The following is a 16,989-nucleotide window of genomic DNA, read 5'->3' on the forward strand; positions in this document are numbered from 1 at the left end:
ATGGACTGCACTCTGGTTTTCAGAGAGCAGTCCTCTTTTTTAAGGTTTGCCGCCCAGACACTTGGGGCATTTTCTCTGCCAAATGTCTGAGCCGTTGGCTAAATAATGATGACCGCAGCGCAGGCAGGTCATGCGGTAGAATTTCTGACAGTGATCTGTGCCGGGCTCCTGGGTACAGCCGTCATTCCGCTGGTCGTTTTGATTGACAAACCCTTGCTCTGTTGTTTTCATGGCGCGCTCCTTTCCTTTTTCCTCAATATAGCCAGCGCAGCATGAGAAATGAAAGGGAAAGACCACGTAAAGCATGAGTTCATCTGCGCAAGTATTTGCCCCGCTTTTGGGAAGTGCTTCCCAAGGCGGGGCGGTTTTTTTGCGGTATCGTGGGTCCATCGGGTCAAAAAGGCCGAAAATTTGAATACCGGAGGTATAAAAATGGCATTTGATTACGCAAAGGCATACCAGCAGTTCATCGACGAGGAGCTGGCGGCTTCCTCCGCCACCGCGTGGATGATCCCCGAGGCGGGCAAGGTTCGCTTCACCGGCGGCAGGGACATCGAGATCTCTACCCTGTCCACTACCGGTCTTGGCGACTACGACGCCACCAAGGCCGACGGCTCCGCCTACCCCCAGGGCACCGTCACCAACAGCTGGAAGAGCCACACGTTGTCCATGGACCGGGGTGTCAAGTTCTCCCTGGACCGCACCGATCCCAACGACACCGGCTTCATCGTCACCGCCGAGAACGTCATCCGGGAGTTCGCCCGCAACGCCCTGGTGAAGGAACAGGACACCTACCGCATCAATCGCCTGTACGCCCTGGCGGCCGCCGACAGCGACCACAGCGCCACCCACATCGTGTCCGCGACTCTCACCAAGGCCAACGCCATCGCCACCGTCAGCGGCCTGCTCCAGACCGTCCGGGACGACGCCGAGGAGATGGACGGCTATGTGGCCCTCATCAGCCACAAGCACAAGACCGCCTTCCTGGAGGCGGCCAATGGCACCTACCACGACATCTCCTTCGGCAACGCCGTGTCCATCAACGGCATTACCTACGAGAACGTCATGATGCTGGACGACCTGCCCTGCATCTTCGTGCCCCAGAGCCGTATGAAGACCGCCATCACCGTCCAGAGCGGCGACAGCAACAACGGCGGCATCGTGGCCGGCGAGGGCGCAAAGGACATCTCCTGCCTCATCACCCACTGCGAGACCCCCCTGGCGGTCAGCAAGCTGGACGCCATCAAGCAGTTCGGCCCCCAGGAGAATCAGCTGTTCGATGGCACCGCCATCCAGGCCCGCTACCTGTACGACCTGTTCGTGCCCAGCAAGCGCCTGGCCTCCATCGGCGCCGTGGTGGCTCCCTGATGGTGGGCGCTGACAAGGTATCCGCCATCCGGGCGAAGGCGGAAGTCCTTGCGGGCCGCTCTCTGGGGGACAATGGCAACGCCTTGACGGAAATGGTAGCCCGGGCCGCTATGGCCTGGTGCAGCCGGGAGGACATTCCGGAGGACATGGAGGTGGTGGTTGCCGCCCTGACCGTCTCCCTCGCCGAGGGGCGGGAGGCCGTGAAGAGCCTGACAAGGGGCGACACTTCCGTCACCTATGACACCAACGCTGGCATGACAGGGCTGGCGTCCCTCACCGCACTGGAGCCCTGGCGGCGTCTGGGGCAGTTAAAGGAGGGCTGAGCCATGACAGACAGCGCCATGGCGGCTATTCTGGCACGAACGTACTTTCACACCGTCACGGCTTTCCGCCCGCTGGTGGAAGAGGGCGAGGAACAGCTCTGTGAGGCCGCTCCCTGCGCCCTGAGCCGCTCCGCCCATACCAGCGCCCCCACGCCCCCAAATGGCTTCTGCGCGCTCCCAGAGGCCTTGTACAGGCTTTCCCTGTACACCCAGCCGGAGCTGGTCTTCCGGCTGGGGGACCGGGTGGAGGTCACCGATGAGAACGGGAATGTCTGGCACGGGCGGACTTCCGACAGCTTTCGGTATCCCAGCCATTGCGTGACGGTCGTTGAGATTAGCCATGTGGAGGCCGCTGCGAAAAACGGCGGACAGGACTCACGTGAGTCAGAAGATACAGCAGGGGAGGGGAGTGTTTGAAAGCTATTCAGGACGCCGTGACGGCGTATCTGCAAAAGGCCACGGGCGTACGAACCGTGGCGGACAGAACCAGAGTTGCGGGGGAATACCCCCTGCTGGCGGTGGCCGTCCGGGAGGACGGCACTGTGCTGGTGGACGGCGGACGGCAGGCGGAACACACCTACCGGGTCACCGTCACGGCGGCTTCCGACAGGAACCGGGACGGAAACACCGCCCTGCTGGCCTCTCTGGCGCCCCATCTGCTCCGGGGGGTGCCTATGGGGGACAGGGTCTTGCACCCTTTGGAGGTCAAGACAGAGGGCGAGGAATTGACCTTCTCTCTGGAGCTGTGTGTGCCCCTGCCGGAGCCGGAGAAGCCTGGCACGGAGCCGCCCGGAGTTATGGAGAATCTCCATCTGGGCGTTTAACGATAAAATCTTACGAATTTGGAGGTATTTATGGGTCTTCCTGAAATTTTCATCAATTTCCAGACGGCGGCTGTGTCCGCCATCACCCGCTCCGCCCGTGGCGTGCTGGCGGTGGCGCTGACGGACGCCACCGAGGGCGGCGCGGTTGAGGCCGTGTACAAGAGCCTGGCGGAGGTGCCCCAGGAAAAGTTCACCGCCGAAAACTACCGTCTGCTGGAGCTGGCCTTTCTGACGGCTCCCAGCAAGGTTTGCGTCCTGCGGGTGGGCGAGGACGCCGAGCTGATCTATCAGGCGCTGGAGCGGCTGTGCTTTGACTGGCTGGCGGCTCCTGGTCTGGAGAATGCCACCGTCATTTCCTTTATCAAGATGCTGCGGGCCAATGGCCGGGGCGTCAAGGCCGTGGTGGCGAATGCTACCGCCCCCGACTGCGAGGGCATCGTGAACCTGTGCGTCAGCGATCTGGTGCTGGAGGACGGCGCCATCGACGCGAAAGACTATACTGCTCGTGTGGCGGGCCTGCTGGCGGCTCTGCCCCTGACCCGCTCCGCTACCTATGTGTCCCTGCCCGAGGTGGTGGGCTGTGCCGCCTTGGACGACCCTGACGGTGACGTGGACGCAGGCAAGCTCATTATCGTCTCCGGCCGGGACGGCTACCGCCTGGGCCGGGCCGTCAATTCCCTGACGACCCTGACCCCCGACAAGGCCGGGCCTTTCCAGAAAATCAAGATCGTTGAGGGCATTGACCTGATCCGCACTGACATTGCCAAGGCCTTTGAGAGCGGTTACGTGGGCAAGGTGCTCAACGACTACGACAATAAGTTGCTGCTGGTCACCGCCATCAACGCCTACCTCAAGGGCCTGGAGGGCGACGTGCTGGACAAAACCGCCGACAACCGCTGCTTCGTGTCCCTGTCCGGCCAGCGAAGCTATCTGGAGAGCCGGGGGACCGACACCAGCGACATGAAGGATGCGGACATCCTGCGGGCCAACACCGGCAGTCAGGTGTTCCTGGAGGCCAACCTGACCTTCTGCGACGCCATGGAGGATCTGTCGCTGGTCATTGCGATGTGATAAGGAGGAACGATAAATGGCAACCAATTTGCAGGCAAACAGAACTCTTTCCGGCTCCTTTGCCGAGGTCTGGGTGGACGGCGCACGCATCGCCGAGCTGTCCCAGCTCACCCTGACCGTCAAGGTACAGCGGGAGAAAGTCCAGTTCGGCATGGACGTGGATTCCAAAATTACCGGCTACTCCGGCGAGGGCACCATGACCCTCAAGCAGGTCTACACCCGCTTCTATGAGGTGCTGGAGCAGGCCAAAAAGGGCATCGACAAGCGCTGCACCATCACCACCGCCCTGAAAGACCCTGACGCCGCCGACGGCGCCGAGGAGCGGTACAGCGTGGACAACGTGGCGTTTACCGAGCTGCCCTTCATGAACTACAAGATGGGCGAGGTCAATCAGCAGAAGCTGCCCTTCACCTTCCGGCCCTCCGACCTAGTGTGCCTGGACAGTATCCAGGCCGCTGACTGATGGCCCTGGCGGATGTCCTGCGGGAGCGTGTCTCCCGCAGGGGCCGCACCGCCCAGGTGGACTGCGGTGAGCTGGGCACGGTGACGGTGGAGGCACTGCCGCCCCGGGAGTGCTCCGCTTTGGGCATGGCTGACGGCGGCCGGGCGCTGCTCTATGCCGCCTGCCGGGAATTGCAGGCCGCCGGTGAGACTTTGCGCCGGGAACGGCGGCTGTTTACCCCCGATGAGGTGACGCAGTATGTGTCCGACGGTGAGGCCCTGGCGGCCGCCCGGACGGTTCTGGCCCTCAGTGGCGTGACGCTGGATGAGGATGAAGCTGGCAACAGGGATGAAATGGCGGATAAAGCGGATAACAAAACGGCTGAACCGGAAAGCCCGGACAAATCCGACGAGACGGAGCGCCCGGACAGAACGGACGAAAAAAATGTAGAGAACCGACTTGAGACCGTGCACGAAACTGTGCAACAGATTTCCGAAACCCGACCGGAAATCGTGCAGGAGCAGGCGGCGTCACCTTCGGAGCCGCCTGCGGAGAGTGCAAACCGACTTGAGACCGTGCACAAAAACGTGCAACAATTACCGAAAGCACGACATGAAATCCGACCCGGAAACGTGCAGTTCCCGGATGAGGCTCCGGCGGATGGACAAGTCTCACGTGAGTTTTTCAGTAACGCAGAAACTGTCCGGAAAATACCAAGCATAGGGTCGAATTTGGATTTTGAACCACAAAATCTTGCGTTGTCCGAGAAAAACAGCGATTTTATGTCACCTTTGAATCTGTCCGGGGAAACGGAGGATTTTCCGGAGAAGCAGTCGGCGGCGCACGAAACCAAGTCGGAAATTCGGGGGACTGTGCACGAAATCACATCGGAAATTCAGCCTGCCGCTGAAATGGGCCTGCACGAAATGACATCGGAATTTGGCAGCAGTCCGCCGGAGACTCTGCACGAAACCGAGTTGGAAATTCGGGAGACGGTGCACGAAATCAAGTCGGAATTTCCGAAGGACAGGCGGCAGACCCTGCACGAAGCTATGTCGGAATTCAGTGGCAAATCGCTGGAGACCCTGCACGAAATTGAGTCGGACTTTCTGGAACCGCCGCACGAAACCAAGTCGGAATTTGACGAAAACTGTCGGGAAACGATGCACGAAACCACGTCGGAACTGGCAGAACAGGTGGCGGAGCGGCTTCTGGAGGGTCTGCGGCGGGCCGCAGCGGTGAGATAGGGGGTTTTTCATGAACACCAGAACCGTTTTGCTTTGGCACAACAACGGTGAAGAGCGCATCTACTTTACAGTCAATCCCGCCCGGCTCACCGTATCCCGGCCCAACGAGAACCGGGTGCGGAGCCTTGCCATGGGCGGCACGGTGAACATCTGGGGCGGACGGGGGCTGCGGGAGGTCAGGCTGATCACCTTTCTGCCTGCCCCGAACTCTCCTTTTTACAACGGGCAGGAGCCGGAAACCGCCCTCGCCATGCTGAAGAGCTGGCAGGACTCCGGCGACCCTGTGCGGCTCATCATCTCCGGCACCGACATCAACGACGCGTTCCTCATCGAGGATGTGTCCGAGACGCTGGCGGAGGGCGACCGGGACGTGGGGCTGGCTTTGACACTGCGGGAGTATAAATTCAAGTCGGCTCTGACGGCTCTGGCCGGGGGCAGTGGCGGCGCATCTTCTGCCTCTGCCCAAATGCGGACGGACGAGCGGGTCACGCCCCAGACCTACACCGTAAAAAAAGGGGATACCCTTTGGGACATCGCCTGCCGCTTTTACGGCGACGGGACGAAGTGGGGGAGCATCGCCGCCAAAAACGGCGTGGCGGACCCCCGGAAGCTGCAAATTGGGAAGGTGCTGACGCTGTGAAGCTGTATATCGGACAACAAATTGCTTTGCCCGCTCTGGAATCGGTGCGGCTGGGCAAGACCCGGAACGAGGCGGCGGCAACCCTCACTGCCACGGTGCTGACCGCCCCGGCGGACACCTACTTTCTGAAGCTGTCCGTGGCGGTGGGCGACCCGGTGCGGCTGCTGGACGATGAGGGGAAAGAAATCTTCCTTGGCAGTGTCCATGAGATCAACCGCACCCCGGAAGCGGTGACCCTGACAGCCTATGACCAGGGCATCTACCTGACAAGGAACGAGCTTTATGGCGTGTACGCCGGGACGGGAAAAGACATTGCGGCGAAAATCGCCGGGGAGCTGGGCATTCCGCTGAGCACCGTGGAGGACGACGGCCTGCGGCGCACCATCGTCACCGGGGCGGGGCAGTCCGCTTTTTCCATTTTGCGCCGCGCCGTGGGGGAGGGGCGGGAAATTGCCATCCGGGACGGGGTGCTGACCGTGACGAAAGGGAGTGGCAACGCTGTCCTTCTGCGTCCGGAGCGGGTGCTGGAGGTTTCCAGCCGGGCGTCCATCCGGGAGATGGTGAACCGGGCCGTGGTGGTGGGGCGGAACGGAAACCGCCTTGTCAGTGCCCGGAACGATGGGGACGCGGCTCTTTTCGGGCAGTTCCAGCAGGTCATCGGTAAGGACGGCGACCCGGCGGCACAGGCGAAAGCGGCCCTCAAAGGGAGAACCATGTCCGCCCGGGTGACGTTTCTGGGAGACCTGTCGCTGCGGTGTGGCGGCACGGTGGAGGTACACCGGCCCCAGTGGGGGCTGGAGGGGCTTTACACCGTAACCGCCCATGAACACAAATGGGAGAGAGGGCTGTTCACCACTTCTCTAAGCTTGGAGGCGATTAAGACATGAATGTTTACAGTGAGCTGCTGGAGCTGCTGCTCCGGTCGCCGGAGGTGGCCACGGAGGGGCTGTTCGGCACCCTGACCAGCATTTCGCCCCTGACCGTTACCGTTCGGGGGACAAAGCTGACCGAGGGGCTGTTTTATCCTAACGGTACGGTGTTCCGAAAAGAGGACATCGGTCGGGAGGTGGCCCTGCTGCTGTGCGAGGAGGGCTTTTGGATTTTGGGCTTCGTGGGAGGTGGCGGCGCATGATTTTTCCCGACTGGGGGGAGACCCCCAAGGGAACTTCAAAGGAAGCGGTGCTGCCGTTGTTCCAGGAGTGGGCCGTGGACTGGGAAAACCAGTCCTTCGCCCTGCGGAACGGCGAGCCGTATCTCGTCAGCGGGGGCGAGGCTCTGAAAATCTGGGTGACGAAGGCCCTGCGACCCGAGAGCGAGCGGTTCCGTTATACCGCATGGTCGGCGGGCTACGGCAACGAGCTGGCGTCGCTGCTGGGCGGCTGCGTTGACCAGGGCATTCTGGAGAGCCAGGTGCGGCAGTATGTACGGGACGCCCTGCTGGTTTCGCCCTACATCCGGGAGGTGGACGGATTCTCATTTTCCAAAGTGGGGAGCGGGGTGGAGGCCCGGTTCACTGTCCACACCGTCTATGAGGAGTTTACCCAAATAACGGAGGTTCCAATCGCATGACGAAAGAAGAAATGCTGCGGCTTCTGACAGCCGCTTACACCGGCCCCGGAAGCGCCGAAGAGGGCACCTTCGCCGGGGATGTGCTCCGTGCCTGCGCCGACGGGATGGCTCAGCTCTGGAGCATGGACATCGACGGCCTGGAGCGCCGGGCCTTCGTATCCTCTGCCGTGGGGGACTGGCTGACGGCGGTGTGCGCCGACCGGGGCTGCGTCCGCAAGGAAGGGGAGACGGACGACGAACTTCGTGAGCGCACCCTAGCGGCCCTGGCTGCCACCCCTGCCTCCGGCAACGCCGACCACTACGCCGCCTGGTGCGGCCAGGTGGCGGATATTTTGCGGGTGAAGGTGCTGCCCCTGGCGCGGGGAAACGGCACTGTGGACATCGTGGCGGTGGGACGGGACGGCAAGGCTCCCGGGCAGGCCGTCATCGCGGAAGCACAGGCCATCATGGACGCGGAGCGGCCCGTGGGGGCCGACGCAAAAGTAATTGCCGCGAAAGAGACGGCGGTGAATGTTTCTGCCACGGTAACGCTGATGGACAGCGGGGACCTGGAAGCCGTGAAAACCGCCTTTTCCGGCGCACTGGCGGACTTTTTCCGGGACACCGCCCTGCGGACGAATGTGGTGAGCCACGCCAAGGTGCTGCGGCTGCTGCTGGACTGTGAGGGAGTGGCGGACGTGTCCGGGTTCACCATGAACGGCTCCGGCGACAGTCTGACGCTGGCGGATGGTGCGGCGCCTGTGGCGGGCACGGTGACGCTGACGGAGGTGAGCGCGTGAGACTGCCGGAATTTGTGACGGAGCTGTCTCCCGTCCGGGAGACGCTGGCGGCGCTGGAACAGGGCGAGCGCGCCATGGCGGACGCCGTGGCGGAGAAAAACGCGCAGGTGTGTATCTCCTCCGCTGACGAGGGCCTTTCCCTGTGGGAGCAGGATTACGGCCTGCCCGTCCGGGAGGGGGCTTCTCTGGAAGACCGCCGGGCCTCCGTCCGGGCCGCCATGGCGGGCGGGCGCACCCTGACCCCGGCACTGCTGCGGGAGCTGTGCGTCACCCTGGGCGGCGCCGACAGGGGAGAGGTGGAGGAGGACTTCCCCAACTGGCGGGTGACGGCGGAGGCTGTCAGTCGTGGACGCATTCCGGAGAATACCGCGTTGCTGGAACGGGCGGTGGAGAAGCTGAAGCCCGCCCACCTGGAAGTAGTCGTAATGCCGGGGGCGGATATGGCCTCTGACCGATGGGCCGCCCTCACCGGGGGCGTGATGGTGGAGATCACCGGTGACGACATCCAGCGCTCGGACTGTGCCCGATACGCCGCCCTGACGGGTGGCGTGATGGTGGAGATCTGGGAGGCGTAAACGTACCGCACGCAAAAAAGGGGAAGGGGCGCAAATTGCGCCCCTTCCCTCAACTTTTATGGGAGGTTACTTTTGGTAGTTCCGCATTCTCCAGACGATGGCGGAGACCTGACCCCGGGTCAGGGTGTTGTTCGGCTTATAGACGCTGGTGCCGCCGGAAGAATATCCCTCCACGATGCCGGCCGCGTTCAGGGCCTGGACGCTGGGGTCATCCGTGTCAGTGAAGGGTTTGATGCTGGAGAGGTTGGTCTTATCCAGCTTCATGGCCCCGGCAGCCAGCTGGGCCACCTGCAGGCGGGTAATGGGCTTCGTTAGATCCACGTTGCTGCGGGTGACAATGCCCTCGGCCCGGGCCTTGGTGAGATAGCCGCTGAAAGCGTTGCTGCCGGTGGGCTTCTGCTCGGGATAGCCGGCGGCGAGCATAATGAGCTTCAGCGCCGCACCGTAGGTGATGGTGTTGTCGGGCTTGAAGGAGCCGTCGGCGTAGCCGTCGATGACCTTGCTGTCCGCCAGCTCCGCCACGTACTTGTAGCACCAGGTGGAGGAGGTCACGTCGCTGAACTTCTTGGCGCTGTTTACCACGCCCAGGCAGAACTTGCCGGCGGCTACGGCGGTGCCGCTACTGTTATAGGCAACATAGGGAATCTCCACGGAGCCGGTGTAGCCGGTGGCGGGTACGAACCTCAGCTGGCTGATCTGCTGGGAGCCGCTGGAGTAGCCGTATTTGGTCAGGGTGTTGGCCGCGGTAGAGGTGCCCACATACACAGTGCCTACGTTGGAGGCGGGCAGCTTCAAAAGCTGGATGCTGTCCAGGCTGGCGCCGGTGGCACTGAACACTACACTGTAAATAGAAGATGCCGGGAAGGTGACGGCGGTGTTCTTGGGGGTCACACCGTAGACCTCGCCCACCGCGCTTCGGTTCACGCTGATGAGGATGGTTCCGGAGGCGCTGACGGAGCCGGTGCCGTAGGCGGTGAAGGGTACGGCGGCGCAGTAGTTGGTTCCACTGGGCACGTACAACAGCTCCGTCAGGGCGCACTGGCTGGTAGAAGTGGGATTGGCGTACAGGGTGTACTGCTTGCAGTTGGCCGCCGTCAGCAGCAGCTTGGATGCGCCATAGGAGCTGGCACCGTAGTAGTTATAGTACAGGCTGCCGGTGGCAGGTACGCCGCCCAGCACCACGGACTGCAGTGTGGAGGAGGGATACTTGCTCTTAAGGAAGCGGCTGATGTCGCTGGCCTTGATCTGCACCGCAGCGCCGGTGGAGCTATACAGGATGTCGCCCTGATAGCCCAGATTGATGACTGTCTGGCTGGCAGGCTGGATGACCAGCTTTCCAGTGGCCTTCTGGGTGCTGGAATACCAGGCGGTGAAGGACAGGGTGATAGGGGTCTTGAAGCTGTCAGAGGCCACGAAGCTCAGGCTGTCCAGGGCGTAGTCGCCGTCGGAGGATTTGCTGTAATAAAACTCAAAATCCTCAAGGGTGCTCTTGGTAAAGGATTTTTCACTGCTCTTGCCGTAGTTCACGTACAGCAGGCCGGTGGCGGATTTGTTCAGGGCGTCGTCGGTGGAGAAGGTGACGTACTTGATAGTATTGGAGGTGTCCTTCTCATCCTGGAAGAAGTCGTTGAAGTCGCCCCGGTCAAAGGTCACTTCCTTGCCGGGCTCCACCGTGTAGGTGATGTCGGCCTTGCCGCTGTCCGAGGACTTGATAATCAGCTTGCCGCTGGCCTTCTTGGAGCTGGAATACCAGGCGGTGAAGGACAGGGTGACAGAGCCGGTGAAATCGTCAGAGGCCACGAAGCTCAGGCTGTCCAGGGCGTAGTCGCCGTCGCTGGACTTGCTGTAATAAAACTCGAAATCGTCAATGGTGGTCTTGGTGAAGGACTTCTCAGAGCTTTTGCCGTGGTTGGCATACAGCATGCCGTTGGAGGACTTGCTGAGGGTGTCGGTGGTAGAGAAGGTGACATACTTGATGTCATTGTTGGAATTGGCCTCGTCCTGGAAGAAGTCGTTGAAGTCATCGCTGTCAAAGGACACTTCCTTGCCGGGGGCCGCGGTATAGGTGATGTCGCCTTTGGTGCTGTCTGTGGACTTGATGACGACCTTGCCGCTGGCTTTCTTGGAGCTGGAATACCAGGCGGTGAAGGACAGGGTGACAGAGCCGGTGAAATCGTCAGAGGCGACGAAGCTCAGGCTGTCCAGGGCGTAGTCACCGTCGCTGGACTTGCTGTAATAGAACTCAAAATCGTCAATGGTGGTCTTGGTGAAGGACTTCTCTCCGCTCTTGCCGTGGCCCGCGTACAGCAGGCCGTTGGTGGATTTGCTGAGGGTGTCGGTGGTGGAGAAGGTGACGTATTTGATGTCGTAGCTGGAATTGGCCTCGTCCTGGAAGAAGTCGTTGAAGTCATCGCTGTCAAAGGACACTTCCTTGCCGGGGGCTACGGTGTAGGTGATGTCGCCGTCATCGTCCGTATCGCCGATGCGGATCTCCACCGTGGCGTCCAGATAGTCGTCATCGCCGTACAGGCGGCAGTCCAGCGTGACGGTTTTGCCGTCGGCGTCCTCATCGGCCGCAAAGGTCAGCTTATCCAGAGGATAGTCGCCGTAGCTGGAGGAGCGGTAGTAGAAGTCGTAGTCCTCCAGGTCGCTTTTGGTAAAGGCTTCCTCATCGCTGCCGTCGTAATCGTAGTACAGCACGCCGTTGGAGGACTTGTAGCTGCTGTCGGGATAGAAACACACATACCGGAAGCTGTCACTGGGGTATTCATCGATAAACAGGGCCTGGAAATCGCCGCGGTCAAAGTCCACGGTTTCACCGGCTTCCACCTTATAGGTCAGATCGCCATTTCCGCTGGAGCGGTCATCGTCGATCTCAATCTTCAGGGAGCCGCTGACATAGCCGTCGTCGCCGTACAGCCGGAGATCCACCGTGACGGTCTTGCCGTCGGCGTCCTTGCCGGCCACGAAGGTCAGTCCATCCAGGGGATAGTCGCCGTAGCTGGAGGAGCGGTAGTAGAAGTCATAGTCCTCCAGGTCGCCCTTGGCAAGAGCCTCTTCGTCGGTGCCCTCGTAATCATAGTAGAACACGCCGTTGGAGGACTTGTAACTGCTGTTTGGATACAAGCGCACATACCGGAAAGAGCCGTTGCCGCTTTCTGTGTCGAAGAGGTCTTTAAAGTCGCTTCTGTCCAGGGACACCGTATCGCCGGGGTCTACCTCGTAAGTGATGACCCCGTCGCTGGCCACGGTGTACACGGCGTAATAGGTGGTGTTGGCGGAAACCGCCGTCGCTGCCACCTGGGCGCTGGTCAGCACGGTCTGGCCGTTATACAGGGCGGAGGAGCCGGGGTTGGTGGTCGTCCAGCCCTTGAAGGTGTAGACCTTACCGCTGGCGGTCCTGGTGGGCGTGCCCGGGTTGACGGGGGTACCGCCCTTGGTCACATTGGTCTGGGTTTTGAAGGTGCTGGTGCCGTTCATGAAGGTGACGGTGACATAGGGAACGCCGGTGCTGTATCCGCAGGTATCGCACTTGCCGTCCTGGTTTTTGTCCAGATGGCCGCCCTCATTGGCCCGGTAGCCGCAGGTGTCGCACTGCTCCCAATGGGTAGCGGCATCCTTCTGCAGATCGGAACGGAAGTTGTGAGCCGTATGGGTCTGCTCCGCACCGCACACCGAGCACTTCTTCCAGTGGCTGGCGGCGTCGGTGGAATAGCTGGCCTCCCAGGTGTGGGCGGCGCTTTCCGTGGCGGTGCAGCCGCTGACAAGGCAGGTGCGGACGTGGGTGCCGTCATCCTGCTTCTGCCAGGAACTCCACTTGTGCTGGCCGTTGGGGCAGTTGGTGGCCAGAGCGGATGGCACGGCGCCTGCCACTAAGAGCACGGCCAGCAGAAACGCGGGCAGCTGCTTTTTCAGGAAATGTTTCATCTGTACCCCTCCCATAAATTCGACTAGTGGTTACGTTTAAATAGCAAGATATTTATACACCTGTACCATACCTGAAAAGCCTGTATAAATCATGAACAAATTATGAACGGGAGATACTACCCTACCCAGCTGCCGGAAAGTCAAGCAGGTGTCTGTGAACATCTCCAGACCCGGCATTACCAAAGGCCAGCACTGGCACAACAGCAAATGGGAGTTCTTCATTGTGACTTTCAGTTAGGAGTGAGCTGATGGGGCTCTTGTAGGGTATAAAGATTGTTTTTTCGTTGCAGCGGGGAATATGGTCTATAATTTGACAAAAAAACTGTTAGATGGTAAATAGTCTGTGAAGGGAGCAATAAAAAGCCATTTGGGGTTATCGGGCTTTCCAGATTTCCATTTCCCTCCGAATGGCGCAACCGGTAAAGAAATCGTCAATAATTCCGTCCAAATCTGAAGATTTGGACGGTACTTGTGAGAGCAACATCTTATAGGCCGGAGTTGACTACCCTGAGGTCTTCTGAAAGACCTGCTACGTTACCCTTGCCGATATTATGGAGGATTATTTCGATGAGAGATTTTGATTGTCTTAAAGGTCGTCTGGAAGATGCGGGCGACCATGCGGAACAGCTGTTGCAGCTCTTGCAGCGCATGAAGCGGAAGGTGGAGGCGTCCCCGGAGCTCTACCAGCAGGAGGAGGCAGAGCGAGGTCTGCGGTTCGCCACGGACACGCTGGCTGCGTTGCAGGACATGCTGGCAGCGGGCTGTATACCCCTCCCGGATGATGCTGAGCAGGAATACAATCCCCAGAGGGCGCTGTGCGTGGACGTCTGCTACGAGTCTCAGTATATTTTGCGCTGTACCATGCCGAATTTGCCCATTACCAAAACCCGGGCGGCCGCCCAAGGCTACACCGCGTTATACAGCCGTGAGCTCCAGGACAAGCTTTTTTTCGGTTGTCCTGCGGATTTTCGGCCATTCGTCCGCGCGTATGTGATCTATATCCATTATGATGTGGCGGGTAAGCAGGCGGCCTATTATGATAATGACAATTTGGCAATCAAAGCCTTGCTGGATACAGTCTTGCCAGTTGTCTGTTTGGACGATGCGGCTCCTCTGTGTGATAACCTGTTCTTTTATGTTGACGATCCCGGAAACCAGCCCCATACGGAACTGTGGGTCGTGGAGCATCACCATCTGGCCGAATGGGCAGCCCTGCACCCCGAACTGCCTATGCTGGCAGACCTGCGTGCATTTTATCAAGATGTACCAAATTTTCAATAGAGAGGATTACAAAATGGAAACAATCAATCCCAAGCCAGTATTTACGAGCGCACTCGAGAAGCTGATTGCGGTATTTATGGCAGGTTCCATCAGGCCGCTGCCTGAGGATTTCAATCTGCTGCACTATTCGTACGGATATGTGCACAAGGTTTTGAGTACTCTGGTGCGGGAGGGAGTGCTTACATACACCCAGGATCAGCCTCGCAAAATGCGGTTAACGACCAAGGGGTTGGAACATTTGCGGGCAGAGATGCCGATGGCCTATGAGTACTACATGGCGATTAGTGACCAAAACCATCCAGGCACCAGTGATGCGCATAAGCTGCTGATGCAGCGCGAGGGAGATATACAGGCTTTTATGTTGAGATCTTGTGTTGAAACCGGGGCGCAGCGTGAGCTTTTGTCAGAAACATTACTGGCGTCCGACCAGAAACTGGGCCTTCAAAACCCGCTTTACCTGTCCACGAAGGAAATTAAACTGATTAACAACGCCATAGCCCAGAAAGAAAACCGTGAGGCAAAAGTGGGTCGTGAACAGATTTCCAGGGCCTCGGGTGTGATCTTCTCCAAGGGGATCTGCGGGCCCGTATATGACCTGATCGGTGAAGAATATATGCGGATGCACCTGTCGGCAGAAATCAGCATGGAAGGTCGGACCCGGGCCGTGTACAGGAATATCATCGGTCCCATTAGACCGGATGCAGAGATGCAGCATATCATCTTATACGATCGTGATGAGGACATGCTTTCCGGACTGGAAACCTACCGTCTTCCGAGCCAGAATCGGACGCGGAGATACGCAAGGGCACCGCAGAGAAATGCTGCAGCCAACATGGTAGACGTTAATGCCTGGCGCAAAAAGACAACCATTTTTCGGGCTATAACAGACTACCCTGTTTGGAAAATGGAATTCCGCATCCTGCCGCGGCATGAGCATGGCTGCGTGTGTTTATGGATGTTGACGCGGTACACGATCGAAGAAATTTTTAAGGCTGTGGCTGCCATATTTGGAGACATGGAGATGCATGGGATGTGCCTGTATCTTGATGGAAAAGCAGTTAGCCAATTCCTTGACTGCAATATCGTGAGACTGGAAAGTTTGCGTAAAAAATTAAAAAATGCAGACGAAGAAGATCCAATCCCCCTCCTTTGTTGGGAGTATCAGGCGGACTTTGTTTCATGTTTTTTAGGCGAAGGACCTTATGAAATTTGGCCGGTCCGGGGGGATGAAGTGGCAAATTATTTGTATTATGGGGAATAAAAAAGTGGGCGCTGATGGTTAGCTGCACAACAGAAAAATCCACAGGATAGCGGTATGAAAGAGTCAAAAACGAGGTTAAATTTTTTCAAAATATCAAAATAAAAATTTTACCTTGTAAAAGGACCGCAAACCCATTGCAATATAAGGGATTTATGAGCCTGCGGAACGAGGAAAAATACAGGGTGTAAAAAACATAATTTTGACCTGAATGACAGAGCCAATATCGGGCGGAAGGTATTGCCTGAACTGTTCACCGGTGTTGTGGACTCTTCCAGCGTGATTGTCATCAGGCACCCGGATTATGACTCCTGAAAAGAAAACCGGAAAAATCAGAAGGCCAATACCAAACCCAGCAAGTCAAAGGCTCACCGACTTGCGGTAAAAGAATTGAAAAAGTAATCCCACTGGGATAGAGCTTCGTGAATAGCTTTGGTGGGGGAAATACCCATCAGAAGCCCTTCTCCCTGCGTTCAGAAGCCCCGTCTGAAAAGACGTCGCAGACGGATATCAGGCGGGATAATTCACAACAAGCAGCATAAGTTGTTTTCTCTCATATCGTAGGGTCGGACGGATCTGAACGTAACGCCTGGGAAGATAGTGTAAGACCTCGGAGGCTTTTCAGTCTCTTAGGCTGTTGTCGTTGAACCAGGAATCCCCCGGCTTTAGCCGTGGGGAGCGTCAACGGTCGCATTAGCCGGACTCCTTCACCGTGGCGGTGGACTTGGTTATCCGTGAAGATGGACCGGAAATTCCGTGCAAGTGGACTTCATTAGCCGAAATTCACATATCTGGAACAGGAGAATTTCAATGGCACCAAGAAGGGCATACGCAGTCCATCGGAATCTTCCTGAAAGAAATGCGGCTTTCGGGCAAATCGGATAATGGATCAGACCGGCAAAGAAACATGCTCCCCCGCGAACGAACAGCTTGCGCTGGCTTCGCGGAGGAGCATGTTTGATCATACAGCCGGGTTCGGCGCAAAATTTTGTGTAAGCGTTTTGGATAAAGCAAGAACGGCGCCGAAAGCAGGGCGAATTCTGGCTGGCATCCCTTGATTACCGAAAACCAAAGCGGGCAGAACGGTATGTGTACTGGTACGGTATGAATTCCGCATCAGAACTGAGCGAACAAGGAAAAAGACTGCTCTGGGTTCTGAGACAATTCAGTAATCAAAGGCAAGGATCCTCGGTTATTCGAGCCCCCGAGAGGAATTGCCTCGTTTCACGAACTCTGATTGTATAAAGTATTGTCAAAAAATCTTGACAATTTTTCTTCCTGCTTTTATACTTAAACACAACAGAGCCCACCACGCCTATGTTCATCTCGGATGATTATGCGCAACCCGGTGGGACTTTTTATGCCCGGGGGTATCTGTATGACGCCTTATCCCAAGAAAGTTCTTTCCATCCAGCAGCAATATCAAACGTATATCGATGCCGGCATGACAGTTCCCTGTCCGCAGGAAGCCATGGAAGCTCTGTCTACCATCGGTTATTACCGCCTGCGGGGATACAGTTTCCACTTATATGACCCTGCAACCAAAAAGTATCAGCCCAACACCTCATTTGCCGATATCTTAGCATTGTACCGCTTTGACAAAATTGCCCGCCGCAAGCCCACTCCGTGAGGGGTGGGTAAGGCGGGCATTTTCATGGAAATGTTTCTTGAATTATTTTCAAAAA

The 16,989-nt window shown here is 58.3% G+C and carries 18 protein-coding genes and 1 pseudogene; 17 read left to right on the plus strand and 2 right to left on the minus strand.

What is annotated here, in order from left to right:
• Positions 1 to 39 precede the first annotated feature (39 nt).
• Positions 40 to 231 (minus strand): hypothetical protein, encoded by a 192-nt coding sequence (locus tag JQM68_RS11405; protein ID WP_235223126.1) that lies wholly within the window; start codon positions 229 to 231, stop codon positions 40 to 42.
• Positions 232 to 432: 201 nt separating this feature from the next.
• Between JQM68_RS11405 and JQM68_RS11410 the strand changes: the two genes are divergently transcribed.
• The 13 genes from JQM68_RS11410 to JQM68_RS11470 are packed head-to-tail and all read left to right on the plus strand — an operon-like array spanning position 433 to position 8,838.
• Positions 433 to 1,368, plus strand: a complete 936-nt coding sequence (locus JQM68_RS11410; RefSeq protein WP_235223127.1) for a hypothetical protein — start codon at positions 433 to 435, stop codon at positions 1,366 to 1,368.
• Positions 1,368 to 1,691, plus strand: a complete 324-nt coding sequence (locus tag JQM68_RS11415; RefSeq protein ID WP_235223128.1) for a head-tail connector protein — start codon at positions 1,368 to 1,370, stop codon at positions 1,689 to 1,691. Before JQM68_RS11410 ends, JQM68_RS11415 begins: the two co-directional genes overlap by 1 nt.
• Positions 1,692 to 1,694: 3 nt before the next feature.
• Positions 1,695 to 2,108, plus strand: a complete 414-nt coding sequence (locus JQM68_RS11420) for a hypothetical protein (RefSeq protein ID WP_235223129.1) — start codon at positions 1,695 to 1,697, stop codon at positions 2,106 to 2,108.
• The gene (locus tag JQM68_RS11425) at positions 2,105 to 2,515 is read left to right on the plus strand and encodes a hypothetical protein (protein ID WP_235223130.1); all 411 of its coding nucleotides are present in this window, start codon (positions 2,105 to 2,107) and stop codon (positions 2,513 to 2,515) included. Before JQM68_RS11420 ends, JQM68_RS11425 begins: the two co-directional genes overlap by 4 nt.
• A 30-nt stretch (positions 2,516 to 2,545) precedes the next feature.
• On the plus strand, positions 2,546 to 3,586 hold the full coding sequence (locus JQM68_RS11430) for a phage tail sheath C-terminal domain-containing protein (protein WP_235223131.1): 1,041 nt from the start codon (positions 2,546 to 2,548) through the stop codon (positions 3,584 to 3,586).
• Between the two features lie 16 nt (positions 3,587 to 3,602).
• Positions 3,603 to 4,049, plus strand: coding sequence for a phage tail tube protein (locus JQM68_RS11435; protein ID WP_235223132.1), 447 nt, complete (start codon positions 3,603 to 3,605; stop codon positions 4,047 to 4,049).
• Positions 4,049 to 5,275 carry a hypothetical protein gene (locus JQM68_RS11440; RefSeq protein WP_235223133.1) on the plus strand — a complete coding sequence of 409 codons (1,227 nt, stop codon included), beginning with the start codon at positions 4,049 to 4,051 and terminating at the stop codon, positions 5,273 to 5,275. Before JQM68_RS11435 ends, JQM68_RS11440 begins: the two co-directional genes overlap by 1 nt.
• Positions 5,276 to 5,285: 10 nt before the next feature.
• Complete coding sequence (locus tag JQM68_RS11445; protein WP_235223134.1) at positions 5,286 to 5,915, plus strand: LysM peptidoglycan-binding domain-containing protein; 630 nt, start codon at positions 5,286 to 5,288, stop codon at positions 5,913 to 5,915.
• Positions 5,912 to 6,802 carry an XkdQ/YqbQ family protein gene (locus JQM68_RS11450; RefSeq protein WP_235223135.1) on the plus strand — a complete coding sequence of 297 codons (891 nt, stop codon included), beginning with the start codon at positions 5,912 to 5,914 and terminating at the stop codon, positions 6,800 to 6,802. The genes JQM68_RS11445 and JQM68_RS11450 overlap by 4 nt, the downstream gene beginning before the upstream one ends.
• Entirely contained in the window at positions 6,799 to 7,047 is a 249-nt protein-coding gene (locus JQM68_RS11455; protein WP_235223136.1) for a hypothetical protein, read from the plus strand. Before JQM68_RS11450 ends, JQM68_RS11455 begins: the two co-directional genes overlap by 4 nt.
• A complete protein-coding gene (locus JQM68_RS11460; protein WP_235223137.1) occupies positions 7,044 to 7,484 on the plus strand; it encodes a DUF2634 domain-containing protein in 441 nt (146 codons plus the stop codon). The genes JQM68_RS11455 and JQM68_RS11460 overlap by 4 nt, the downstream gene beginning before the upstream one ends.
• A complete protein-coding gene (locus JQM68_RS11465) occupies positions 7,481 to 8,263 on the plus strand; it encodes a baseplate J/gp47 family protein (protein ID WP_235223138.1) in 783 nt (260 codons plus the stop codon). Before JQM68_RS11460 ends, JQM68_RS11465 begins: the two co-directional genes overlap by 4 nt.
• On the plus strand, positions 8,260 to 8,838 hold the full coding sequence (locus tag JQM68_RS11470; protein ID WP_235223139.1) for a putative phage tail protein: 579 nt from the start codon (positions 8,260 to 8,262) through the stop codon (positions 8,836 to 8,838). The genes JQM68_RS11465 and JQM68_RS11470 overlap by 4 nt, the downstream gene beginning before the upstream one ends.
• Positions 8,839 to 8,904: 66 nt before the next feature.
• Here the strand turns inward: JQM68_RS11470 and JQM68_RS11475 are convergent, their stop codons facing one another.
• The gene (locus JQM68_RS11475) at positions 8,905 to 12,765 is read right to left on the minus strand and encodes an S-layer homology domain-containing protein (protein WP_235223140.1); all 3,861 of its coding nucleotides are present in this window, start codon (positions 12,763 to 12,765) and stop codon (positions 8,905 to 8,907) included.
• 145 nt (positions 12,766 to 12,910) lie between these two features.
• On the opposite strand from JQM68_RS11475, the pseudogene JQM68_RS14005 reads away from it, so the two are divergent.
• The 4 genes and pseudogenes from JQM68_RS14005 to JQM68_RS11490 form a co-directional block, all read left to right on the plus strand.
• Positions 12,911 to 12,991, plus strand: a pseudogene (locus JQM68_RS14005) (polysaccharide biosynthesis C-terminal domain-containing protein); the annotation flags it as partial.
• A 341-nt stretch (positions 12,992 to 13,332) separates the two neighbouring features.
• On the plus strand, positions 13,333 to 14,046 hold the full coding sequence (locus JQM68_RS11480; RefSeq protein ID WP_235223141.1) for a hypothetical protein: 714 nt from the start codon (positions 13,333 to 13,335) through the stop codon (positions 14,044 to 14,046).
• 13 nt (positions 14,047 to 14,059) lie between these two features.
• Positions 14,060 to 15,307, plus strand: coding sequence for a hypothetical protein (locus tag JQM68_RS11485; RefSeq protein ID WP_235223142.1), 1,248 nt, complete (start codon positions 14,060 to 14,062; stop codon positions 15,305 to 15,307).
• A 1,375-nt stretch (positions 15,308 to 16,682) separates the two neighbouring features.
• A complete protein-coding gene (locus tag JQM68_RS11490; RefSeq protein ID WP_235223143.1) occupies positions 16,683 to 16,934 on the plus strand; it encodes an Abi family protein in 252 nt (83 codons plus the stop codon).
• Positions 16,935 to 16,989 lie beyond the last annotated feature (55 nt).

Source organism: Oscillibacter valericigenes, from assembly GCF_021531435.1.
Lineage (GTDB): Bacteria > Bacillota > Clostridia > Oscillospirales > Oscillospiraceae > Oscillibacter > Oscillibacter valericigenes_B.